Source organism: Mesorhizobium sp. f-mel (assembly GCF_053850215.1).
The window spans coordinates 368,610-391,736 of sequence record NZ_JBSPTO010000002.1; the positions used below are offsets into that span (position 1 = coordinate 368,610).

19 protein-coding genes are annotated in these 23,127 nt (G+C 63.0%); 10 read left to right on the forward strand and 9 right to left on the reverse strand.

Annotated elements, in window-relative coordinates:
- Positions 1–95: 95 nt before the first annotated feature.
- From ACWUKX_RS05875 to ACWUKX_RS05885, 3 genes are all read left to right on the forward strand, one after another.
- Entirely contained in the window at positions 96–4,019 is a 3,924-nt protein-coding gene (locus ACWUKX_RS05875) for a hydantoinase B/oxoprolinase family protein (RefSeq protein WP_456004762.1), read from the forward strand.
- Positions 4,020–4,100: 81 nt separating this feature from the next.
- Complete coding sequence (locus ACWUKX_RS05880; protein WP_456004765.1) at positions 4,101–5,348, forward strand: DUF3419 family protein; 1,248 nt, start codon at positions 4,101–4,103, stop codon at positions 5,346–5,348.
- Complete coding sequence (locus tag ACWUKX_RS05885; protein WP_456004767.1) at positions 5,345–6,031, forward strand: class I SAM-dependent methyltransferase; 687 nt, start codon at positions 5,345–5,347, stop codon at positions 6,029–6,031. The genes ACWUKX_RS05880 and ACWUKX_RS05885 overlap by 4 nt, the downstream gene beginning before the upstream one ends.
- Positions 6,032–6,034: 3 nt before the next feature.
- Here the strand turns inward: ACWUKX_RS05885 and ACWUKX_RS05890 are convergent, their stop codons facing one another.
- Positions 6,035–7,414 carry a serine hydrolase domain-containing protein gene (locus tag ACWUKX_RS05890; protein WP_456004770.1) on the reverse strand — a complete coding sequence of 460 codons (1,380 nt, stop codon included), beginning with the start codon at positions 7,412–7,414 and terminating at the stop codon, positions 6,035–6,037.
- A gap of 312 nt (positions 7,415–7,726) precedes the next feature.
- Between ACWUKX_RS05890 and ACWUKX_RS05895 the strand changes: the two genes are divergently transcribed.
- Both ACWUKX_RS05895 and ACWUKX_RS05900 read left to right on the forward strand, forming a co-directional pair.
- Complete coding sequence (locus ACWUKX_RS05895) at positions 7,727–8,518, forward strand: glycoside hydrolase family 25 protein (RefSeq protein ID WP_456004772.1); 792 nt, start codon at positions 7,727–7,729, stop codon at positions 8,516–8,518.
- A gap of 79 nt (positions 8,519–8,597) precedes the next feature.
- Positions 8,598–9,776 carry a lytic murein transglycosylase gene (locus ACWUKX_RS05900; protein WP_456004775.1) on the forward strand — a complete coding sequence of 393 codons (1,179 nt, stop codon included), beginning with the start codon at positions 8,598–8,600 and terminating at the stop codon, positions 9,774–9,776.
- A gap of 6 nt (positions 9,777–9,782) precedes the next feature.
- Here the strand turns inward: ACWUKX_RS05900 and ACWUKX_RS05905 are convergent, their stop codons facing one another.
- Entirely contained in the window at positions 9,783–10,676 is an 894-nt protein-coding gene (locus ACWUKX_RS05905; protein WP_456004778.1) for a LysR family transcriptional regulator, read from the reverse strand.
- A gap of 129 nt (positions 10,677–10,805) precedes the next feature.
- On the opposite strand from ACWUKX_RS05905, the gene ACWUKX_RS05910 reads away from it, so the two are divergent.
- On the forward strand, positions 10,806–11,537 hold the full coding sequence (locus ACWUKX_RS05910; RefSeq protein WP_456004781.1) for an SDR family oxidoreductase: 732 nt from the start codon (positions 10,806–10,808) through the stop codon (positions 11,535–11,537).
- Between the two features lie 10 nt (positions 11,538–11,547).
- On the opposite strand, the gene ACWUKX_RS05915 is transcribed toward ACWUKX_RS05910, so the two are convergent.
- Positions 11,548–12,768, reverse strand: coding sequence for an alanine racemase (locus ACWUKX_RS05915; protein ID WP_456004783.1), 1,221 nt, complete (start codon positions 12,766–12,768; stop codon positions 11,548–11,550).
- 216 nt (positions 12,769–12,984) lie between these two features.
- Here ACWUKX_RS05915 and ACWUKX_RS05920 point away from each other — a divergent pair, with 216 nt between their 5' ends.
- Positions 12,985–13,887, forward strand: a complete 903-nt coding sequence (locus ACWUKX_RS05920) for a DMT family transporter (RefSeq protein ID WP_456004786.1) — start codon at positions 12,985–12,987, stop codon at positions 13,885–13,887.
- A gap of 479 nt (positions 13,888–14,366) precedes the next feature.
- On the opposite strand, the gene metF is transcribed toward ACWUKX_RS05920, so the two are convergent.
- Positions 14,367–15,284 (reverse strand): methylenetetrahydrofolate reductase [NAD(P)H], encoded by a 918-nt coding sequence (metF, locus tag ACWUKX_RS05925; RefSeq protein WP_456004789.1) that lies wholly within the window; start codon positions 15,282–15,284, stop codon positions 14,367–14,369.
- On the reverse strand, positions 15,284–16,306 hold the full coding sequence (locus ACWUKX_RS05930; protein ID WP_127208750.1) for an ArsR/SmtB family transcription factor: 1,023 nt from the start codon (positions 16,304–16,306) through the stop codon (positions 15,284–15,286). Before ACWUKX_RS05930 ends, metF begins: the two co-directional genes overlap by 1 nt.
- Before the next feature lie 139 nt (positions 16,307–16,445).
- On the opposite strand from ACWUKX_RS05930, the gene tsaA reads away from it, so the two are divergent.
- The 3 genes from tsaA (at position 16,446) to ACWUKX_RS05945 (ending at position 18,338) form a co-directional block, all read left to right on the forward strand.
- Positions 16,446–16,967, forward strand: coding sequence for a tRNA (N6-threonylcarbamoyladenosine(37)-N6)-methyltransferase TrmO (gene tsaA / locus ACWUKX_RS05935; RefSeq protein ID WP_456004792.1), 522 nt, complete (start codon positions 16,446–16,448; stop codon positions 16,965–16,967).
- Positions 16,964–17,275 (forward strand): DUF2293 domain-containing protein, encoded by a 312-nt coding sequence (locus ACWUKX_RS05940; protein WP_456004795.1) that lies wholly within the window; start codon positions 16,964–16,966, stop codon positions 17,273–17,275. The genes tsaA and ACWUKX_RS05940 overlap by 4 nt, the downstream gene beginning before the upstream one ends.
- A gap of 103 nt (positions 17,276–17,378) precedes the next feature.
- Complete coding sequence (locus ACWUKX_RS05945; protein ID WP_456004797.1) at positions 17,379–18,338, forward strand: D-amino acid aminotransferase; 960 nt, start codon at positions 17,379–17,381, stop codon at positions 18,336–18,338.
- An 11-nt stretch (positions 18,339–18,349) separates the two neighbouring features.
- On the opposite strand, the gene ACWUKX_RS05950 is transcribed toward ACWUKX_RS05945, so the two are convergent.
- The 4 genes from ACWUKX_RS05950 to ettA form a co-directional block, all read right to left on the reverse strand.
- Positions 18,350–18,967 (reverse strand): MOSC domain-containing protein, encoded by a 618-nt coding sequence (locus ACWUKX_RS05950; protein ID WP_095518677.1) that lies wholly within the window; start codon positions 18,965–18,967, stop codon positions 18,350–18,352.
- Between the two features lie 145 nt (positions 18,968–19,112).
- Positions 19,113–20,234: a beta-ketoacyl-ACP synthase III gene (locus tag ACWUKX_RS05955; protein ID WP_456004800.1), complete on the reverse strand. Its 1,122-nt coding sequence runs from the start codon at positions 20,232–20,234 to the stop codon at positions 19,113–19,115.
- Positions 20,235–20,443: 209 nt separating this feature from the next.
- The gene (gene tam / locus ACWUKX_RS05960) at positions 20,444–21,214 is read right to left on the reverse strand and encodes a trans-aconitate 2-methyltransferase (RefSeq protein ID WP_455841310.1); all 771 of its coding nucleotides are present in this window, start codon (positions 21,212–21,214) and stop codon (positions 20,444–20,446) included.
- A gap of 48 nt (positions 21,215–21,262) precedes the next feature.
- Complete coding sequence (ettA, locus tag ACWUKX_RS05965) at positions 21,263–22,912, reverse strand: energy-dependent translational throttle protein EttA (RefSeq protein ID WP_287093410.1); 1,650 nt, start codon at positions 22,910–22,912, stop codon at positions 21,263–21,265.
- Between the last annotated feature and the right edge of the window lie 215 nt (positions 22,913–23,127).

Sequence of the window (23,127 nt, forward strand, 5' to 3'; positions counted from 1 at the left end):
CCTGCTTTTGCCGTTGCCGGCGAAGCCCTGGCGAACTAACACCAAGCCATGGCGAATTAACATATTGAATCAATAAAATGCCTGGGAGAGCTGCCGTGACCGCCAAATGGGATTTCTGGATCGACCGCGGCGGCACCTTCACCGATGTCATCGGCCGTGACCCGGAAGGCGGGCTGCACCCGCGCAAGCTGCTTTCCGAAAATCCTGAAGCCTATACCGACGCCGCCATCCAGGGCATTCGCGATCTGCTCGAATTAAAATCCGGCGCGCCGATCCCGTCCGGCCTGATCGGCGACATCAAGATGGGCACTACCGTTGCCACCAACGCGCTTCTGGAGCGCAAGGGCGACCGCGTGCTGCTGCTCATCACCAGGGGATTTCGCGACGCGCTGAGGATCGCCTATCAGGCGCGGCCCGACATCTTCGCCAAGGAGATCATTCTTCCCGAACAACTCTACGAGCGCGTCATCGAGGTCGACGAGCGCGTGCGCGCCGACGGCTGCGTCGATCGGCTGCTCGACATCGCCGCCGTGCGCCCAGCCATCGAACAGGCCAAGGCCGACGGCATCGACGCCGTGGCGATCGTCTTCATGCATGCCTGGAAATATCCCGACCACGAAAAGGCGGTTGCAAAAGTCTGCAGAAAACTGCGGTTTCGCCAAGTCTCGGTCAGCCACGAGGTCTCGCCACTCATCAAGCTGGTCGGACGCGGCGACACCACCGTGGTCGATGCCTATCTGTCGCCGATCCTGTCGCGCTATGTGCAGAGGGTGGCGGAAGAGCTGGGCGTTTTCTCCCCCCTCGAGGGGGAGATGGCCGCGAAGCGGCCAGAGGGGGTCGCCCAAGGCAGCGCGAGGCCCCAAGGAACGTCGAGCACTGCCGCAACGACCCCACCCGGCGGCTTCGCCGCCACCCTCCCATCGAGGGGGAGGGAATCCCCCCGCCTCATGTTCATGATGTCGTCGGGCGGTCTCACCGCCGCCGATATGTTCCAGGGCAAGGACGCGTTGCTGTCCGGTCCGGCCGGCGGCGTCGTCGGCATGGTCGAGACGGCGAAACTCGCTGGTTTCGACAAGGTCATCGGCTTCGACATGGGCGGCACATCCACCGACGTCGCCCATTATGACGGCGACTATGAGCGCGCCTTCGACACCGAGGTTGCCGGCGTGCGCATCCGCGCGCCAATGATGCGCATCCATACCGTCGCCGCCGGCGGCGGCTCGATCCTGCATTACGAGGCCGGCCGCTTCCGCGCCGGGCCAGATTCGGCCGGCGCCAATCCTGGCCCGGCCGCGTACCGGCGCGGCGGCCCGCTGGCCGTCACCGACGCCAATGTCATGCTGGGCAAGCTGCAGCCCGACTTCTTCCCGGCCATTTTTGGACCCGGCCAGAACGAGCCGCTCGACGTGCAAACCGTGCGCGAAAAATTCGCAGTACTCGCCGCCGAAATCGGCGACGGCCACACGCCGGAGGCGGTGGCCGAAGGGTTCGTCACCATCGCCGTCGAAAACATGGCCAACGCGATCAAGAAGATTTCCGTGCAGCGCGGCTACGACGTTACCGAATATCTCTTGAACTGTTTTGGTGGCGCCGGCGGCCAGCACGCCTGCCTCGTTGCCGACGCACTCGGCATGGAAGCGGTGCTGATCCATCCGTTCTCGGGCCTGCTGTCGGCTTATGGCATTGGGTTGTCCTCGACTTTTTCGTCGCGCCAGCAGGCGCTGCTGAAACCACTGGCGGAAGACTCCAAGCCGGCGATCGACGAGCTTATCGCGACATTGCGCAAAGCCGTCATCGACGAGCTCGCCGCCCAAGGCATCGCCGAGGACACCGTCGCCTCGAAACCGGTGCTGCAGGTCCGCTATGACGGCACCGACACCGCACTGCCGGTGAATTTCGAGCACCGCTCGATTTCACGAGCCAAGAGCGATTTCGAAACGGCCCACAAGGCGCAGTTCGGCTTCGTCTATGACAAAAAGCCGATGATCGTCGAATCGGTCGGCGTCGAAGGCACCGACACCGGCGACGCCGGCTGCGAGGAAAGCGATTCAGTTCTTGAGGACATAAGCCCAAGCCCTTCGGAGAAACGGCAAATCTTCGCCGACGGCATCTGGCGTCACGCCGGCATCTTTCGCCGCGAGGCGCTCAAGCCGGGGCACCGCGTTGCCGGTCCTGCCCTGGTCATCGAACCGAACCAGACCATCGTCGTCGAACCGGGCTGGCAAGCCGAAATCACCGCCAAGAACCATGTGCTTTTGCGCCGCGTCGAGAAAAAGCGCCGGCAGGCAGCGCTCGGCACCGAAGCCGATCCGGTCATGCTGGAGGTCTTCAACAACCTGTTCATGTCGATCGCCGAGCAGATGGGCGTGACGCTGCAGAACACCGCCTACTCCGTCAACATCAAGGAAAGGCTGGATTTCTCCTGCGCCGTCTTCGACCGCAATGGCGCGCTGGTCGCCAACGCGCCGCACATGCCGGTGCATCTCGGCTCCATGGACCGTTCGGTGGAAACCATCATCCGGCTCAACTCGGGCGACATTCACCCCGGCGACCTCTTTGCATTGAATGCGCCTTATAATGGCGGCACGCATCTGCCTGATATCACCGTGGTGACGCCGGTGTTTGAGGAAGAGCGACCAATCTCCCCCCTTGTGGGGGAGATGTCGGCGAAGCCGACAGAGGGGGGCGCTGCCCCGCCAACGCCTCCAATTGGCGAGGCGGTGTATCGCGAAGCTGAGCGCTCGACGTTGCCCCCCTCTGCCCTGCCGGGCATCTCCCCCACAGGGGGGGAGATCGGCCAATCGCCAAAAATCCTCTTCTACGTCGCTTCACGCGGTCATCATGCCGACATCGGTGGCACCGCGCCTGGCTCGATGACGCCGCTCGCCACCACGGTCGACGAGGAAGGCGTGCTGTTCGACAATTTCCGCATCGTCGATCGCGGCCGGTTCCGCGAGAAGGAACTGGAGACGTTGCTCACCGACCACCCCTACCCGGCACGCAATCCGCATCAGAACATCGCAGACCTCAAGGCGCAGATTGCCGCTAACGAAAAGGGCGTCGCCGAACTTCGCAAGATGGTCGCGCATTTCGGCCTCGACGTCGTTGAGGCCTACATGGGTCACGTCCAGGACAATGCTGCCGAAAGCGTGCGCCGTGTACTGGAGCGACTGCCCGACAGTTCCGTATACGAGTATCCGACCGACTCCGGCCAAGTCATCAAGGTGAAGATCTCGGTCGACCGGAAAAAGCGTGAGGCGACTGTCGACTTCACCGGTACCTCGCCGGTCATGAAGAACAATTTTAACGCCCCCGAGCCGGTTGCCCGCGCAGCCGTGCTCTATGTCTTCCGCGTCATGGTCGAGGACATGATCCCGATGAATGCCGGGTGTCTGAGACCCATCAACATCATCATCCCCGATGGCTCGATGCTGAAACCCGCCTATCCGGCGGCGGTCGTCGCCGGCAATGTCGAGACCTCCCAGCATGTCACGAATGCGCTGTTCGGCGCCATGGGCGCGATGGCCAACGCGCAAGGCACGATGAACAACCTCACCTTCGGCAACAAGCAGTACCAGTATTACGAGACGATCTGCTCCGGCTCGCCGGCAGGCAGGATGAACTCCGGCCGCGGCTTTGCCGGCACCTCCGGCGTCCACACCCACATGACCAATTCGCGCCTGACCGATCCGGAAGTGCTGGAATTGCGCTTTCCCGTCCTGCTTGAGGATTTCCACATCCGCGAAGGCTCCGGCGGCAAAGGCAAATGGAGTGCCGGCGACGGCACCAAGCGCACCATCCGTTTCCTCGAAAAGATGGAATGCGCCATCCTGTCCTCGCACCGCGATCGCCCGCCGCAAGGCCTGGATGGCGGCGGCGATGGCGAGGCCGGCTCGACCACGGTCCGCCGCAAGAATGGCCGCGTCGAAATCCTGAAGGCGTGCGACCAGACGGTGCTGGAGGCCGGTGAAGCCGTCATTGTGACGACACCGACGCCAGGCGGATTTGGCGAGGCCTGAGCTCATCTCAACAAGCTGTCACCCGCCTGTCATCCACCTGCGCTACCCGCTTGCGCCAGAGCAAACGGGAATCGCCTTGTCATGACGGATCTTTCCGGAGAACTGGTTTTTCGCCGCGGCAAGGAAGTTGGCAAAGCCGTCTACCAGAACCGCCCGCTGTCGAAGGCCGGCCTCTCCGAACGGCTCTTCGCGTTGCTGTTTTCCGGCCTCGTCTATCCGCAGATCTGGGAAGACCCCGATGTCGACATCGACGCGATGCAGCTTGGCCAGGGCCATCGCGTCGTCACTATCGCCTCGGGCGGCTGCAACATCCTCGCCTATCTCACCCGGTCGCCCGAAAGGATCGACGCCGTCGATCTCAACACCGCCCACATCGCGCTGAACCGGATGAAGCTCGAAGCGGTGCGCCATCTGCCGTCCCAGGGTGACTTGTTCCGTTTCTTCGGCGCTGCCGAGACCCGTCACAATTCGCAAGCCTACGACCGCTTCATCGCGCCGCATCTCGACCCGGTCAGCCGCCATTACTGGGAACATCGCAACTGGCTCGGCCGTCGCCGCATCGCCGTCTTCGACCGTAATTTCTACCAGACCGGGCTGCTCGGGCTGTTTATCGCCATGGGTCACCGCACCGCCAAATTCTTCGGTGTCGATCCGGCCGGCATCATGCAAGCCAAAAGCCTCGCCGACCAGCGCCGCTTCTTCGACGAGGAACTGGCGCCGGTCTTCGAAAAGCCGTTGCTGAAATGGGCCACCTCCCGAAAAGCCTCGCTGTTCGGCCTCGGCATTCCGCCGGCCCAGTACGATTCGCTGATCACCTCGGGCGACGGCACCATGGCCAGCGTCCTGAAGGCCCGGCTGGAAAAGCTCGCCTGCGATTTTCCGCTACAGAACAACTATTTCGCCTGGCAGGCTTTTGCCCGCCGCTATCCCAATCCCGGCGAGGCGGCGCTGCCCGCCTATCTCGAAAAGCGCAACTACAAGACGATCCGCAACAATGTCGACTGCGTCGCCATTCACCATGCCAATCTGATCGAATTCCTCGCCGGCAAGGATGCCGGTTCGGTCGACCGCTTCGTCCTGCTCGACGCACAGGATTGGATGACCGACGACCAGCTGAATGCGCTGTGGGCCGAGATCACCCGGACCGCGTCGACTGATGCCCGCGTCATCTTCCGCACCGCGGCCGAACCCAGCCTGTTGCCCGGCCGGGTCTCGAATTCGCTGCTCGACCAGTGGAATTATGCGGACGAGGCGTCGCGCGAATTCTCGGCCCGCGACCGGTCGGCCATCTACGGCGGCTTCCATCTCTATGTGAAGCAGGCCGCATGAGCACGACCGAACTGCCGGCTAGGCACGCCGAACCGCCGGCTAGGCACGCCGAGCTGATGGACGGCGTCTACCGCTGGCAGCGCCACATCTACGACCTGACCCGCAAATATTACCTGCTCGGCCGCGACCGGCTGATCGCAGGGCTCGATGTGCCCGCAGGCGGCACCGTGCTCGAACTCGGCTGCGGCACCGGCCGCAACATCGTCCTCGCCGCCCGCCGCTATCCCGACGCCCGCTTCTTCGGTCTCGATATTTCGGCCGAAATGCTGGAAACGGCCACTGCTGCCATTGCCCGCGAAGGCCTGTCCGGCCGCGTCAAGCTGGCGCGCGGCGACGCCACCGATTTCGACGCGAAAGCGCTGTTCTCTATCGAAAGTTTCGACCGCATTTTTGTCTCGTATTCGCTGTCGATGATCCCAGGTTGGGAGAAGACGGTTTGCGCGGCTCTTGCAGCCCTGTCACCTGGCGGCTCGCTGCACGTCGTCGATTTCGGCCAACAGGAGGCCCTGCCCCGCTGGTTTGGCACATTGCTGCGCGGCTGGCTGAGAAAATTCCATGTCGAGCCTCGTGAGGCCCTGCGCGCGGTTATGGCATCGGAATCCGAGCGGATCGTTGCAAGCTTTCGATTCAGAACACTGTACCGCGGCTATGCGTGGGTCGCAGTGATCAGACCGCGCAAATAGCAGCTAATGCAGCGCCTTCACCAGCGCTGCCACCATGATCTGCGGCCGATAGCCGAACGTGGCCGGCGTCAGGCCGAGCCGCACCATCACCATCTGCTCCGAGGGAATGATGGCGACCGTCTGTCCGTCATGGCCTTCCATCCAGTAGGTATCCCTTGGCAGGCCCGCAGCGATGCCGGCGCCTGGGCTCTGCTCGTCGCCCGGCCCCTCGATCCACAACTGGCCCCTGCCGTAGACTTTCGAGGCCGGTGCGGCTTCCCGCATCCAGGCGACGAAGCCGCCAGGCAGGATCTGCTGGCCGTTCCATACACCATCCTGCAGCAGGAACTGGCCGAAGCGCGCCCAGTCGCGCGCGGTGGCGTAGAGATAGGACGAGCCGACGAAGGTGCCGTACTCGTCGGCCTCCAGCACCGCGCTCTGCATGCCCAGCGGGTCGAACAGCGCAACCCTCGGCCACGCCAGCGCCTTGTTCTTGTCGCCGATCGCATCCTGCCAGAGCCGCGACAGCATCACTGCCGTGCCGCTCGAATAGGAAAACATTTTGCCTACCTCGCCGGTCAGCGACTTGGATCCGGCAAAGCCCGCCATATCAGGCTCGAGGTAGAGCATCCGCGTCACGTCTGTGACGTCGCCATAATCCTCGTTGAACTCCAGCCCGCTCGACATCGCCATCATGTCGGCGAGACTGATGGCGGCGCGGCCGTCCGCTTTCCAGGGTCCGAACAGGCCCTGGTTCGTCATCACCATCTTACCGTCCTTGATCACCGTGCCGACGATCGCGGCATTTACCGTCTTGGTCATCGACCAGCCAAGCAGCGGCGTCTTTTCGGCAAAGCCGTCGCCATAACGCTCGGCGATGATGCGGCCGTTCTTGACTACTACCACCGCCCGCATACCGGCGCCGGTCATTGCAGGGTCGTCGAGGATTTTCGCGATTTCGGGGTTCTGCGAGGCATCGACCCTGTCGCCCTCCGGCCAGAGTGCATCGAGCGGCGGCGCCGGTGTCAGCGCCGGCCCTGCGACTGCTTTGGCCGTGGCGATGTCGCCATCCGGAACCGAAGCACAGCCGAGCCCGTCACGAACGACCGCGACGCTTTTGCCGAACACGCCGAACAGCCCGGCCGAGACGGTGCCCTGCTCCTTGTCGACGGAGACCCTCATCAGCCGCAGCAGCGGATGGCCCGGCGCCTGCACGTCGACGGCGAGCACCTGGTCGGCATCTCGTCCGGCGATAAAGACATTCGAGCAGACGATCTTGGCCGTATAACCCGAGCCGACGCGGATCAGTTCCGGCGGCGCGATGTAAAGCCAGGCGGCGAGTGCTGCGACCGCCAGCACGGCCAGCCCGAGCAGCCATTTCACCAGCCTCAGAACAATCTGCATTTTTCCGACTCCCCCCCCGGACGCTCATTTATGCCATCGATTTGCCGCCATTGCTTCGGCAAAATCGCGGTTCCTGTCGAGCGCCGTCAACGGAATATCAACCATGATCGGCGATCACTGATGCGTGTCGCCCAAAAGTGCGCAGCGGTTTTGGGATAACGACACGCATAAAAAACGAAGGTTAAAGCGCGTCGAAGCGCGCGCTTTAATATGGGAGCGGTCCTGTGGGGCGATCGCTTGGGGGTACGGTCGAGGGGCCCACCTGCAGCAACAACCCATCAGCGGCCGGCTGAAACCGGTTCAGGAGTAGCGATGCGCCGTTTCGCGGCTTTCATCATGCTGACGCTGCTGGGCGCCTGCTCGACCGTCGACCATCTTGCGCCGTCGCTGCCGAGCGCCCCGACCGTTACGGTGCGCGCACCCCGTTTTGACGACTCCGACCCCCATAAGTGGGAAAGCGGGGCGCCGTGGAGCTATGCCGTTCACGGCACCGACGTCTCGAAATACCAGACCTCGGTCGATTGGCCGGCGGCCAGGGCCAGCGGCATTTCCTTCGTTTTCATCAAGGCGACGGAAGGCGGCGATCGCTTCGACGGGTATTTCAACGAGCATTGGAGCCGCACGAAAGCCTCAGGAATCCCCCGCGCGGCCTATCATTTCTACTATTTTTGCACGCCGGCCGCCACGCAAGCGCGGTGGTTCATCAAGAACGTGCCCAAAGACCGTTCGGCGATGCCGCCGGTTCTCGACATGGAATGGAACCCGCAATCGCCGACCTGCAAGCTGCGGCCCGATGCGGCCACGGTGCGCAGCGAGATGAGCACATTCCTCGAAATCGTCGAAAAACACTATGGCAAGAAGCCGATCATCTACACCTCGATCGATTTCTTCGACGACAACGGCCTATCGGCCTTCCGTGGCTATCCCTACTGGCTGCGTTCGGTGGCCGGCCACCCGCGCAAGAGATACGGCAGTCACCCGTTCACCTTCTGGCAGTACACCGGAACCGGTATTGTGCCGGGCATCCCCGGCAAGGCCGATATCAACGTGTTCAACGGCACGGAAGCCGCCTGGAACAAGTGGCTGCGGCAGAACACCCGTTGACAGCGGGCCTGCCGCCTGCTTTTCGACAAGCCAAATGAAGGATGCTTGCAACCGCTGGTGATCTTCTTGGGGGATGGCGATGCGATTGCGCTTGGAAATTCTCGCGGCGCTGCTTCTGGCCGCTACGGCGGCGCCGGCGGTGGCACAGCAATGCGGCGGCGATTTCGAGGCATGGAAGCAGGGTGTAGCGGCGGAGGCCAGGAACGCCGGGGTCGGCACTGCCGGCCTTGAGGCGCTGGAAAAGGCCACCGCCGACAAAAAGGTGCTGGCGCGCGACCGCGCCCAGGGCGTCTTTACCCAGACCTTCATCGAGTTCTCGAACCGGATGATTTCGGCTTACCGGCTGAAGCAGGGCGCCGCCAATCTGAAAAAATACGCCGACGTCTTTGCCCGCGCCGACCAGGAATTCGGCGTCCAGCCGCCGATCATCGCCGCCTTCTGGGCGCTGGAAACCGATTTCGGAGCCGTGCAGGGCGATTTCCACACGCTGAACGCACTGGTCACGCTCTCGCATGACTGCCGCCGCCCGCAACTCTTTCGACCGCAGATCACGCCGCTGCTGACCCTCATCGATCGCGGCGTCGTGCCGGCCGATGTCACCGGCGCCTGGGCGGGGGAAATCGGCCAGACACAGATGCTGCCGTCCGACTATCTCGGCCGCGGAATCGACGGCGACGGCGACGGTCTGGTCGACCTGCGCAGCAGCGCGCCGGATGTGATCATGACCACGGCCAACAAGATCATGTCGCGCGGCTGGAAACGCGACCAGCCCTGGATCGAGGAAGTCCGCGTGCCCGAGGACATGCCATGGGACCAGACCGGCCGCACCAACAAGCTGCCGCTGACCCAGTGGGCTCAGTGGGGTGTCACCAACCCCAACGGCACGCCGCTTGTCGACAACGGCCTAAAGGCAGGCCTCGCGCTGCCCATGGGCCGCAAGGGGCCGGCCTTTCTCGTCTACGACAATTTCGACGTCTACCTCGAGTGGAACCAGTCCTTCACCTATGCGCTGACCGCGGCAAATCTCGCCGCGCGGCTGGCGGGTGCGCCGCAATTCGATCCGCGCAATCCCGAACCCGGCCTCAACGGCGATCAGATGAGGGCATTGCAGACAAAGCTCGAGGCCAAAGGCTATGACGTGGGAACGGTCGACGGCATCCTGGGCACCAATACCCGCGAGGCGATCCGCAAGGAGCAGAAGCGGCTAGGCTTGCCGGTCGACGGCTGGCCGACACCGGAGCTTCTGGCGAAGCTTTAAAGCGGGTCATCGCCTGGCAAGCAGGAAATCGATGAAGGCGCGCAGGGCCGGTGGAACCTGCCGAGAGCTCGTGTGATATAGGTAAAAGCCCGGAAATCGGGGTGACCAGGCTTCGAGAAAACGGATGAGCTTGCCGGCTTCGATCCACGGCCGAACTTGGTAATCCAGCATGTAGGCCACGCCGACCCCATCCAGGGCCGCCCTGATCATCAGTTCCGTGTCGTTGACCGTCAAACCGCCGATGACGGCTATTTCCAAAGCGCGTTGGCCTCGCGCGAACTCCCATCGATAGATGTTGCCGCCACCGGGCCACTGGAAATTGATGCAGCGGTGCTTATGCAGCTCCTGCGGATGACGAGGTATGGTCCGGTTCTCGAGATAAGCTGGAGCGGCCACCGCGGCCATCTGCAAGTCCTCGCTCAGCTTCACCGCCACCATATCCTTCTCCAGCCGCTCGCCGAGCCGGATTCCGGCATCGAACCGCCCCTCGACAATGTCGGTCAGCATATCGTCGATGATGACGGTCAGCGCGATATCGGGATAGGCGCGCTGAAAATCGCCGAGGATGGGAGCAATGAAACGCATGGCAGCGATGCGTGGAACGTTGATGCGCAGCGAGCCTGCCGGCCGATCGCGTGATGCATGAGCGTCGGCGACAGCGCCTTCGAGTTCGCTGAATGCCGGAGCGAGGCGGGCAAACAGCGTTTCGCCTGCTGCGGTCGGCGACACGCTGCGGGTCGTGCGGTTGAGCAGCCGGACACCGACACGCTCTTCGAGCCCGCGGATCGTCTGGCTAAGCGCTGGCGACGAAACCCTGAGCCTGGCCGCGGCGCGGACAAAGCTGCCCTCCTCGACGATCGCTGCAAACGCCTTGAGCTCGGAAAACTCCGTTCCTCGCATTATGTATCCCAGACTTAGTAAGCTTATTCAATAATAGGCTATTATCTGATCAATAGCATGCCCCTACTTTCACGTGGGACGTCGCTCGATTTGCAGCAGTCGTAGCCAGATGAGAAAGTAACAGCAGCTATGTATCATTCGCTTGAAGGCAAAACCGCGCTCGTGACGGGCAGTTCGCGCGGCATTGGACGCGCCATCGCCGAGGGGCTAGCGGCAAACGGGGCGACCGTCGTCGTCAACTATGTCGGTAACGAGAAAGCCGCCCAGGAAGCCGTTGCCGCCGTCCGCGAGAGTGGCGGAAAAGCTCTTGCCATTCAGGCCGATATCTCCAGCGTTTCCGACATCCGCCGGCTGTTCGATGAGACCGAAAAGCAGATGGGGGCAATTGACATCGTTGTCGCCAATGTCGGCGTCGCCGTCATAAAGCCGCTGGTCGAGGCCACCGAAGCCGACTTCGACCACGTCTTCGGCGCCAACGCCAGAGGCACCTTCTTCACGCTTCAGGAAGCGGCGCGCCGCGTGCGCGACGGTGGCCGCATCATCGCCGTCTCCACCGGTGGAACCAAGATGTTCTTCACGCAGACGGCCCTTTATCTCGGCAGCAAAGGAGCCGTCGAGCAGTTCGTCCGCGTCCTCTCGCGCGAACTCGGGCCGCGCCGCGTCACCGTGAATGCGCTTTCGCCAGGCTTTACCGACACCGACCTGCTGCCCGAGCGAGATCGCGCGATCGCCGCCGGCATGTCGCCTTTCGGCAGGATCGGAGCGCCGCGCGATGTTGCCGATGTCGCGGTTTTCCTCGCCTCCGACCAAGCCCGCTGGCTAACCGGCGAGAACATCCAGGCCGGCGGCGGAGTGGCCTGACCTACATGGCCTAATCCGCCATCGTCTCCAGGCTGGCAAACCCCTGCGGCGCGTCCCCTTCGTCGAACGGCGTCGTCACTTCGACGAAGGTGTCGGGATAGAAGCCATTGAAGCGTGTCCTCAGCGACAGCGAATAGGCGCCGATATGGCCGATCTCGATCCAGTCACCGGTATCGACCGTTTCCGGCAGCCAGAACGGCCGCGACAGAATGTCGACGGAATCGCAGGTCGCGCCGCAGACCTTGAACGGCACAATGGTCTTCTCCTCGCCATTGCGCGAACGGATCGCCGGGTCTGGGATGAAGCGCGCCGGCAGCGTGATCTTGCCGGTCCATGAATCCGACAGCGACGCCCAGATGCCGTCATTGATGTAGAGCCGCTTGCCCTTGCGCAGCAGCACGCGCACGATCAGCGACAGGCAGCGCGCCACGATCACCCGGCCCGGCTCCGCAACCAGCGGCATCTGGTCGAACTGGTATTCCTTCAGGTCGCCCGACAGCCGCGACATGATCTGGCCGAGCGACGGCATCTCGATCAGCTTGCGGTTGGGATCATGGCCATATTCGGCGGGAAAACCGCCGCCGACATCGAGCCCGGCAATGTCGAAGCTGACGCGGTTGCGGACCCAGTCGGCCGAGGCCAGCGCCCGCTCATAGGTGTCGGGATCCTCGATCTGGCTGCCAACATGGAAGCACAGCCCGACCTTGTAGCCCGTCCGGTTCAGCCGTTCGGCCAGCTCGACCGCATTGGCCGGTCCGGCGCCGAATTTCTTCGACAGTTCGTAGGCGGCCGATCCTTTCGTCTGGATGCGCACGAACACAGTGATCGCACCCGGATCGATATCGAGCGCCCGGACCACGCGGGTCAGCTTGGTGATCTCGTCCTCATGGTCGAGCGAGATGACCCGGATGCCATATTTCTCCAGCGCCAGCTTGATATCCGACTGTGCCTTGACCGGATGCATGTAGAGCATCTCGGCGTCGGGCGAGACCGCGCGCACGGCGGCGAATTCGCCGGGCGAGGCCACGTCGAAAGCGCCGACGCCGGCCTCAACCAGCGCCTTCAGCACGATCTGCTCGCCGTTGGTCTTGACCGCATAGGCGGTCTTGCCGGGAAACATGCCCATGAACTGCGCGGCGTCCGCCTTCAGCACCTGCGGGCGAAAGCAATAAATCGGATCGTCCGGGCGAAGCGCCAGCGCCGCTTCGCGCGCATTTTCGAATCGCTGCATGGACGAATCCCTTAACCCAGACTGCGCACAATTAATCCAACCTATGCGGGAATGAAAACAATTCTGTGTCTCGCGCCCCGAACGCCGCGGCGCTACGCCAGATGATGGGAATGCTAGCCCACCGATCTGGTTTCGGGTGGCCCTTGCCGTCGAACAGGATATGACCTGAACAGACGCCTGATTGGCTTGATTCAGAGCCATCTGGGAGGACGATCCATGGCAATGCGCGGACCTATGGCCCTGAAAGACTGGGCACAACTTCTGCTGTTAGGTGCGATTTGGGGTGGCTCGTTCTTCTTTGCCCGCATTGCGGTTGCCGAGATTCCCCCGCTGGTGCTGGTGCTGTTTCGCGTCGCCATCGCGGCGCTGGCGCTGCAGCTTTATCTCGGCCTGCGCGGCCCGTCGTTCCGCCTCGCCTTGCCGCATGCCGGCCTGTTCTTCCTGCTGGCGCTCGTCAACAACGTCATTCCCTTCTCGCTGATCTTCGCCGGCCAGACTGAACTTGGCGCCGGTGTCGCCTCGGTGCTCAATTCGACGACGCCGTTCTGGACGTTGATCCTCGCCAATGCGCTGACATCAGACGAAAAACTCTCCTGGAACAAGCTTGCCGGGATCGCGCTCGGCATCGTCGGCACGGCGGTGATGATCGGTCCCGGCCTGCTTGCCGGGCTGGGCGGACCGGTCTGGGCGAAATTCGCGCTGGTCGGTGCGTCGCTGTCCTATGCGGTCGCCCTGATGATTGCCCGCCGCTTCAAGGGCGTGCCTTCATCGGTCATCGCCACGGGACAATTGACCGCCTCGACCATTATCATGATCCCGATCGTGCTGCTTAGCCACGGCACTGCCAACCTGTTTTCGGCCTCGCCGCCGGTGTGGGCAGCGGTGTTGGCGCTGGCCCTGCTGTCCACCGCCTTCGCCTACATCCTTTATTTCAACCTCGTCGCCTCGGCCGGCGCCACCAACGCCTCGCTGGTCACGCTGATCGTGCCGGCCAGTGCCATCCTGCTCGGCTTTCTGTTCCTGGGCGAACGGCTCGAATTGTTCGAGCTCGGCGGCATGGCACTGATCGCGCTCGGCCTCGTCACCATCGACGGCCGCCTGTTCGGCCGCCAGCGTTAGAGCTTCGTATTGGACGCGCAAACGACGCTCTAACTCGTTGAACTTCGCATCGACGCGAAAATCGATTCCGATTTTCGGCGGCGGTAGCGCTGCCATATCCATCCTCGCCCCAGCTTCGTCACATTTTATGCACAGGTCCGAAGCGGGATTTTGCCGAAGAGTTTCAATACCTAACGGCAAATGGCCGGTCGTGAATTCCACAATGTCGTCGCATTGCAGCATATTTTCCGCTTGCCTGTGGCACAAATGACCCTAGACTCTGGCCATAGCTCTTTAAGAGGAGGCTATGACGTGGGACTCACAAGGCCAATCAACGCATTGATGATCTGTGCTGCGTTTGCATTCATCGGAGCCCTGATAATGGGCTTTCTTCCGTAGACCCGCCAAAGCAACGGAAGATCAGCACCGAATAGTCCAAGTCATCGAAAAGGCCGGGTTTTTACCCGGCCTTTTTGCATTTCCAGAGACTTGGCCGAGACTTACGCCGCAGCAGACCCCGCAGCTTCAGCCTCATGCGAGCGGATGCCGATCATGTGGCAGACGGCGAAGACGAGATCGGCCCGGTTCATGGTGTAGAAATGGAAATCGCCGACGCCGCGCTCGACAAGGTCCAGCACCTGCTCGGCCGCCACCGCGGACGCCACCAGCGCATGCGTCTGCGGGTCCGTCTGCAGCCCGTCGAAGCGCTCGGCCAGCCATGCCGGCACCAGCGCACCGCAGCGCGCCGAGAAATTGGCGACCTGGGTGAAATTGTGGACCGGCAATATGCCCGGCACGATCGGTATGTAGATTCCGGCCCGCCGTGCCCGCTCGACATAGCGCTCGTAGAGGTCATTGTCGAAGAAGAACTGGGTGATCGCCCGCGTCGCGCCATTGTCGACCTTGCGCTTCAGCATGTCGATGTCGGTGGCGAAATCCGGGCTCTCCGGATGCTTTTCCGGATAGGCGGAGACCGAGATGTCGAAATCGCCGACGCCTTTCAGCGCCCCCACTAGTTCGGCGCCATTGGCATAGCCGTCCGGATGCGGACGATAGGCGGCGCCGACGCCCTCGGCCGGGTCGCCGCGCAAGGCGACGAAGCGGGTGACACCCATGTCGGCGAATTCCTGAATGACTTCATCGACCTCGTGACGCGCCGCATCGACGCACGTCATGTGCGCCGCCGGCGTCAGCGCCGTTTCGTTGAGGATGCGCTTGACCGTGCGCGCCGTGCGCTCGCGCGTCGAGCCGCCGGCGCCATAGGTGACGGAGACGAATTTCGGCTTGAGCGGCTGCAGCCGGGTGACGGTGTCCCACAGCCTTGCTTCCATCTCGTCGCTCTTCGGCGGGAAGAACTCGAACGAAACTCTGACCTTGTCACCAATGTCAGGGCGGCGGGAAAAGCGGAACTGGTTCATCAGGCGGTTTCCCCTATCGGATAGGCATTGGCCGGTTGTGCGTGGTTGGAAGGATCGGCGATCAGCATGCGCTGGTCACGGCCGAGCCATAGTTTTACGGTGAGCCTGGCCTCGTTGCCGCCGCGCGGCTCGAATTCCTGGCTGTCCTCGAGGTCGAGCCCGGCATCGGAAAACCACTCGGTGATCTGCCGGTCGGAAAAGCCGAGCCGCACATGCGCGTGCGCGTCGCGCAGGAATTCCAGCGCGTGCGGAGCGAAATCAACGATCACCAGCCGGCCTGCCGGGCGCAGCAGCCTTGCTGCCTCGCGGATGGCGCGGGCGGGATCGTCGAGATAGTGCAGCACCTGGTGGATTGTAACGAGATCGAAGGCATCGCGCTCGACCGGCGGCGCAAAAATGTCGCCCTGGCGCACCTGCGCATTCGAAATGCCGGCCTTGTCGAGATTGGCGCGAGCCACCGTCAGCATCTCGCGCGACATGTCGATGCCGATGCCGCGCCGGTAGAGCGGCGAAAAGATCTCGAGCAGCCGCCCGGTTCCGGTGCCGAGATCGAGCATCGACTGGAACGGCCGCTTGCCGACGAGCTTGAGCAGCGCCGCCTCCACGGCGCGGTCCGGCACATGCAGCGAGCGGATATGGTCCCAGCTTGCGGCGTTTACGGAGAAATATTCGGCGGCGCGATCCTGCCGCTTGCGCTTGACCGCCGCCAACCGCTCGAGGTCACGCTCGACCTGCGGATCGGCAGCCCGGATGCCGGAGACCAGCCTGAGCACGAAATCCCGCGCCGCATCCGAATCCGACAGCCGGAAGAAGGCCCATGAGCCCTCCTGGTAACGGCCGATCAGTCCCGCCTCCAGCAAAAGCTTCAGGTGGCGCGAGACGCGCGGCTGCGACTGGCCGAGGATTTCGGTGAGATCGGAAACGGTCAGGTCGCCGCGCGACAGCAACGCCAGGATGCGCAACCGGCTAGATTCGGCCGCCGCCTTCAATGTGTCTACCATGGTGTCGAGTGCGACATGCATGCGAGCATTCTCTTTGAAAGATATAAACATATGTTTATGTCGATTTTGATAGGCTTGCAAGCGCTATGTCGCTTCCGGACAAGAATATGACGCATGCGCGGTGGATCGCAAAGCCAGAAGCATGATGGGGGCGGAAACCATGTTCGAGACGCGCAGCGGCGAAAAGCTTCTGGAAATCGATCCGGCCGATATGCCGCCGGACGGCCATGTCGTCTTCCTCGGCCGCATCGCCTCGCCCTGGACCGCTCGGGAAACTTGCCCCAAGAACATGAAAGCCGCGCGGGAAACCGGACGGCCGGCGGTTCTCACGATCGACCAGCGCTATCGTAGCGGCCTGTTTGGGCTGGAGCGCGCCAGCCACGTCATCATCCTGTCCTGGCTGCACCACGCACCGCGGACCCTGATTGTTCAGAACCCCCGCCAAGCGGCTGAACCGAAAGGCGTTTTTTCGCTGCGCTCCCCTGCCCGGCCGAACCCTGTCGGGTTGCATATCGCCAAGCTCGTCGCCCTCGACATCGACACGGGCCGTATCGATATCGATGCGATCGACGTGCTCGACGGCACGCCGGTCATCGACATCAAGCCTTATTTCGCGTCGACCGATGCCTTTGCGGACGCCACCGTTGCCGGGCGGGACGAGCCCGGACAGGACGGGAGATGAGCGCGCCGACCGGCCGTCGCCGCGCCATCGCCAAGGCGCTGACGGCGCTATTACCGCTGGCGCCCTATGCTGACATGGAAAAGATCCGCGCCGACGCCGGCGCGGTGCATATGAAGAGCTTGCCGCCGACGATCGCCGTGTGGCTGGCGACGACAGCTCATATCCGTCATGTGCATACCGACTACGAAAAGCTGCTGGCTGAAGGCTACGACCGCGACTCGGCGCGCTTCTTCGTCATGGAACAGACCAACATCGTGCTGACCCGCTGGCGCGCCACACGTCTGCTCGATGATGAGGAGGAAGAATAACAACTTCTCTCGATGGCCCAGCGGCAAGCCCCAGCCTGTGTCTTGTACTCTGCGGCTCTATCCCGCCATCTGATCGGCGAAAAACGATCTGACGGAGGACGTGATGAGCAAGCCGGCCGATCGGCACACTAAACCACTGCCCTCGCTCTCCGCCCATCACATAGACCCGCACTCCTATCCGGAAGGCGTTGCCTTCCTGGACGGGCAATACCTGCCGATGTCGCAAGCCAAGATCTCGGTGCTGGATTGGGGCTTCCTGCATTCCGACGCCACCTACGACACGGCGCATGTCTGGGACGGCCGCTTCTTCCGCCTCGACCTGCATCTCGATCGCTTCTTTGGTGGGCTGGAAAAGCTGTGCATGACGATTCCGTTCGACCGCGAAGGTGTGGCCGAAATCCTCCACAATTGCGTGGCGCTGTCGGGTCATCGCGCCGCTTATGTCGAGATGCTGTGCACGCGCGGCGCCTCGCCGACCTTCAGCCGCGACCCGCGCGACGCGGTCAACCGCTTCATGGCTTTCGCCGTTCCCTTCGGCTCGGTCGCCAATGCCGAACAATTGCAGCGCGGCCTGCATGTGGCGATCAGCGACAAGGTGCGCATCCCACCGGCTTCGATCGACCCGGCAATCAAGAACTATCATTGGCTTGATCTGGTGCGAGGACTCTACGACGCCTATGAGCGCGGCGCCGAGACCGCGCTGGTCCTCGATTTCAACGGCAATGTCGCGGAAGGCCCCGGCTTCAACGTCTTTTGCGTGGATGACGGTAAACTGTCGACCCCGGCTGTCGGCGTGCTGCCCGGCATCACCCGCCGCACCGTCTTCGATCTCTGCGCGGAGGCCGGGCTTGCCGTCACAGCGGCCGATGTCAGTGTCGCTGCGCTGCGTCAGTCCGACGAGGTCTTCATCACCTCGACTGCCGGCGGCATCATGCCGGTGACGATGATCGACGGTATTCCGGTCGCGGACGGTAAGGTCGGCGCGATTACCAGGCGCCTCACGGCGATCTATTGGCAAAAGCACGAAGACCCGGCCTGGTCCAGCTTGGTGCGCTATCCCTGACCCGAGCGTGGCTACGCGCGGTAAATCCACTGCTCGGGCACACGCACCGAAATCTCCTCGCCGGTCGTGATGCGGCCTGGTCTTTCGACCCAGGCGACGAGGCCGCGCAACCGCTTTGCCGCCTTCGGGAACAGCAAAGCGCCGCCCTCGTGGTCGGCCATTCCGGCATTTTCGGCGACCGATCGCCCGGCGATGCGGCAAGGCCCGTTCTGCGCGTCGACCTTGATGGTGACGCCGCCCTTGAAGAACAGCAGCGTGCCGGACGGCAGCATGGAGAGATGGGGCAGGCCTTCGATCAAGAGATTGGCGCCGATCCACTCCGGCTTGATATCGGCGATGCCCATCCGCTGGGCGACGATCGCCAGCTCGTCCGCCGCCACGATCGACAGCTGCCGCTCGTTGCGCATCTCGGTGCCGCGTGGATACCAGGGCTCGCGCCCGCCCGAGCGCCGCGTCGCGCCAGCGTGGAAATCGCCGTCGATGCCGTTGAAGCCGAGCCGCAATTCATCCACCGCGCGTGTCTCGAAATGATCTGATGGCGCGACGTAAAGCGCGGCCACCTGCGCGGCAAGCTTCCGCGCCGGGATGATTTCGACCGGGTTTTCGGTCTCGGGGAAGAGATGCAGCATAGGCTTCGCTCCGTGCGTGATGCCAGGCAATTAGCCGCAGTGAGCTCACCAGGTCCAGTCTAAAGCACTGATGCTCCAATCGAGCAGACTGATGCGATTACAAACCGGCGCCCGCTAATGCTGGTGCCGTTCGCGCCAAGACAAATCAGAGCATGCGCAATAGCGCCCCGCCAATCGAATAGCCGGCGCCGAAGGCGCAGAGCAGGCCATAGTCGCCGGCCTTCATGTCGGCGTGGTTCTCCGACAGGGCGACGATCGCGCCTGCGCCTGCGGTATTGCCGAGGCGCTCCAGCACCATCGGCGCACGGTCATGGCCGACCTCGTGGCCGAACGACAGCTTCAGGATCATGGCGTTCATCCGGGCATTGGCCTGATGCAGCCAGAAGCGCCGGATCGCCTGCGGCGTCAGCCCGTGCTCGGCCAGGAACTCGACGATGAACTTGTGCCCGGCGACGGTGACTTCCTTGAACACCTTGTTGCCGACCTGCTTGATCAGATTGCCTTCCAGATTGATCATATATGGATCGTCCTGGGCGGTGCGCGTGTAATAGCCGAGATTGGTGCGAATGTTGTTGGACATCTGCGTCCAGGTCCGCGTGTCGAGCACCTCAAAGCGTCCCGGCCGCTTGTCGCCCTGGGCAAGCCCCTCGACGATCATCGAGACAGAAGCATCGCCGAAGATGAAATGCGTCTGTCGGTCGCGGAAATTGAGATGGCCGGTGATGATCTCGGGGGTCGTGACCAGCACGCGCCTGTGTGCGCCGGCCCGTACCAGATTGACCGCAATGTGCAATGCCGCCGCCGCCGATGAGCAGCCAAGGCCCATATCGAAACCAGCGCCCTTCGTGCCCATCGCCTGCTGCATCTCGATGGCGATCGCCGGATAGGGCCGCTGGTGATGCGAGGCCGAGCAGATCACCAGATCGATATCCCCAGGCTCCAGGCCGGCATGGTCGAGCGCTTTCCTGGCGGACGCGATGCCGAACTCGGCCTCCAGCGACAGCGCATCGTCCGGCCGCGCCGGAATGCGCGGCGCCATGCGGGTCGGGTCGAGAATGCCTTCGCGCTCGATCACATGGCGGGTCTGCACGCCCGAAGCATGGACGATGAAGGCACTGTCCGACTTCTGCAGCAGTGTCTCGCCCGAAGCTTCGCGGCGGACATTCTCCATGTCGACCCATGTGTTGAAGCTGTCGACCAGTTCTTCATTGGTGATCGAAGGCTCGGGGATTTCAACGCCGATGCCGCTGATGATGACGCGATGCATTTTTCAGTTCGTCCCCATGCGCAGCGTTGCGGCTTGATGTGGGCGCCGCGAAGACTGGGCGCAACTATTTTTCCTACCTGGTGGGCGTTTACGCCGGCTTAAATCAAGTGCCTGAGACAAAAGACCACGACCTTGCGTGGCTGAAATGCGCATGGTGGTGAAACCGGGTCAAGCGCCGCCAGGCACTGCCTCTCGGTGTGGCTCTGTTTCTAAGCGGATCGCCGCGCAACGATGAACAGGCGCGGGAAACGCAGCAGCACCTTGCCGTTCGCCGTGTTCGGATAGGCCTCGGCTATCCTGGCTATGTAGCGCGTGAGAAAAAGCCGGCGCTCGGCCTCGTCGAGCGGATCGAGGAACGGCTTCAGCCCGGTCGACTTCAGCCACTCGACGATTGCTTCGGCACCGGCCAGCGGATGATTGTAGGCGGTGTGCCAGATGTCGAGCCGGTCAGAGCACGGCGACAAAAGATCGTAGTAGAACGACACCGGCGGCAGCGGCCCGCGCGCAGCACCCGCGAGCTTTTCGGCAAACGGCATTTCGGCCGCCGTCTCCCGCATCAGCCGGTGCGAGGGCTCGCTCATATTGTCGGGCATCTGCACGGCAAGCGCGCCGCCCGGCGCCAAAAATCCCATCAGCCGCTGGAAGATCGCCGGATGCTCCGGCAGCCACTGGAACACTGCGTTGGCGAAGATCACGTCGACAGGCTCCGCCGGCTGCCACGCCGCCGCATCGGCCAACTCGAAGGTTACATCAGGCAAGCGTGCCCTCGCCTTGTCGATCATGTCAGGCGAGGTGTCGAAACCGCTGACCTGCGCGCTCGGCCAGCGCTCGACCAGCAATTCGGTGGAATTGCCCGGCCCGCAGCCGATGTCGACCACCCGGCGCGGTGCCTCCACCGGCACCTGCGCGACGAGATCGCGCGACGGCCGCGTGCGCTCGTCCTCGAATTTGAGATATTGGGCGGCGGACCAGTCGGCCATTTCAGCTCCTCAGATCACTTGAGAATTCGCCGCCCTAAAATAAGATCCCTATCGCGTCAGCCGCTTGTACGTCATGCGGTGCGGGTTGACGGCGTCAGGGCCGAGCCGGCGGATCTTGTCCTGCTCGTAATCCTCGAAATTGCCCTCGAACCATTCGACATGGCTGTCGCCCTCGAAGGCAAGGATATGCGTCGCCAACCGGTCGAGGAACATGCGGTCGTGCGAGATGATGACGGCGCAGCCGGCGAAGTTTTCCAGCGCGTCTTCGAGTGCCGCCAGCGTTTCCGTATCGAGATCGTTGGTCGGTTCGTCGAGCAGCAGCACATTGCCACCGGTCTTCAGCATCTTGGCCAGGTGCACACGGTTGCGCTGGCCGCCGGACAAATTGCCGACCTTCTGCTGCTGATCGCCGCCACGGAAATTGAACGACGCGCAATAGGCGCGGGTGTTGGCCTCGAACTTGCCAAGCTTCACCACCTCGGCGCCGCCCGAGATTTCTTCCCACACGGTCTTGGTTGGGTCGAGTGCGTCGCGGCTCTGATCGACGTAACCGAGCTTGACCGTCTCGCCGACGCGGATCGTGCCGGCATCCGGCTTTTCCTGGCCGGTGATCATGCGAAACAGCGTCGTCTTGCCGGCGCCGTTCGGGCCGATGACGCCGACGATGCCGCCGGGCGGCAGCTTGAATTCGAGATCATCGATCAACAGCGTGTCGCCAAAGCCCTTCGACAGGCCCTCGACCTCGATCACCACATTGCCGAGCCGCTCGCCATGCGGAATGACAATCTGCGAGTCGGTCGGGCGCCGCTTGTCGGCCGCATCCAGCAGATCCTGGAACGCCTGGATGCGCGCTTTCGACTTGGTCTGCCGGGCTTTTGGGCTGGACTGGATCCACTCGCGCTCGCGGCCGATCGCCCGCTGGCGCGCGTCGTCCTCGCGGCCTTCCTGCTTGAGCCGCTTGGCTTTGGCTTCGAGATATTTGGTGTAGTTGCCCTCATAGGGAATACCACGGCCGCGATCGAGCTCCAGGATCCAGCCGGTGACATTGTCGAGGAAGTAGCGATCGTGGGTGATGATCATCACCGCGCCCGGATAGGCGCGCAGATGCTTTTCCAGCCAGGCCGTCGTCTCGGCGTCGAGATGGTTGGTCGGCTCGTCGAGCAGCAAAAGGTCGGGCTGGCGCAGCAGGAGCTGGCATAGCGCGACGCGCCGGCGCTCGCCGCCCGACAGCTTGGTGACGTCGGCTTCCTTGGGCGGGCAGCCCAGCGCTTCCATCGCCATTTCGACCTGCTGTTCGAGATCCCACAGGTTCAGCCGGTCCATCTCGTCCTGGAGCTTGGCCGACTCGTCGGCCGTCTCGTCGGAATAGTTCATCATCAATTCGTTGTAGCGCTCGATGATCGCGGTCTTGGCGGCGACGCCTTCCATGACGTTCTCGAACACAGTCTTGCTCGGATCGAGTGCCGGCTCTTGCGCCAGGTAGCCGACGGTGGCGCCTTCGGCCAGCCACGCCTCGCCGCTCCACTCCTTGTCGATGCCGGCCATGATCTTGAGGATGGTCGACTTGCCCGCGCCGTTCGGCCCGAGGATGCCGATCTTCGCGTCCGGGTAGAAGGAGAGGTGGATGTTCTCGAGCACCTTCTTGGTGCCATAGGCCTTGTTGAGGCCGGCCATGTGATAGATGAACTGGCGTGCCACGCGCGCTTTCCCTGAAAAGTCGACTGTAATGTCGGATTGAATGGAAGTTGGGCGCTATGTAGGCGATGCCGCGCCGAACGGCAAACTGTTTTGGCGCCTCACGCCTGCATTCGGGCCGAAGTCGCTCATTGAACTGGCGCCGCTTTCGGTTCGCTGGACAGTCCGGCGAAATCTGCGGTTAACCATTCCGCGTCAGAAAGGTGTTGGATGGGGAA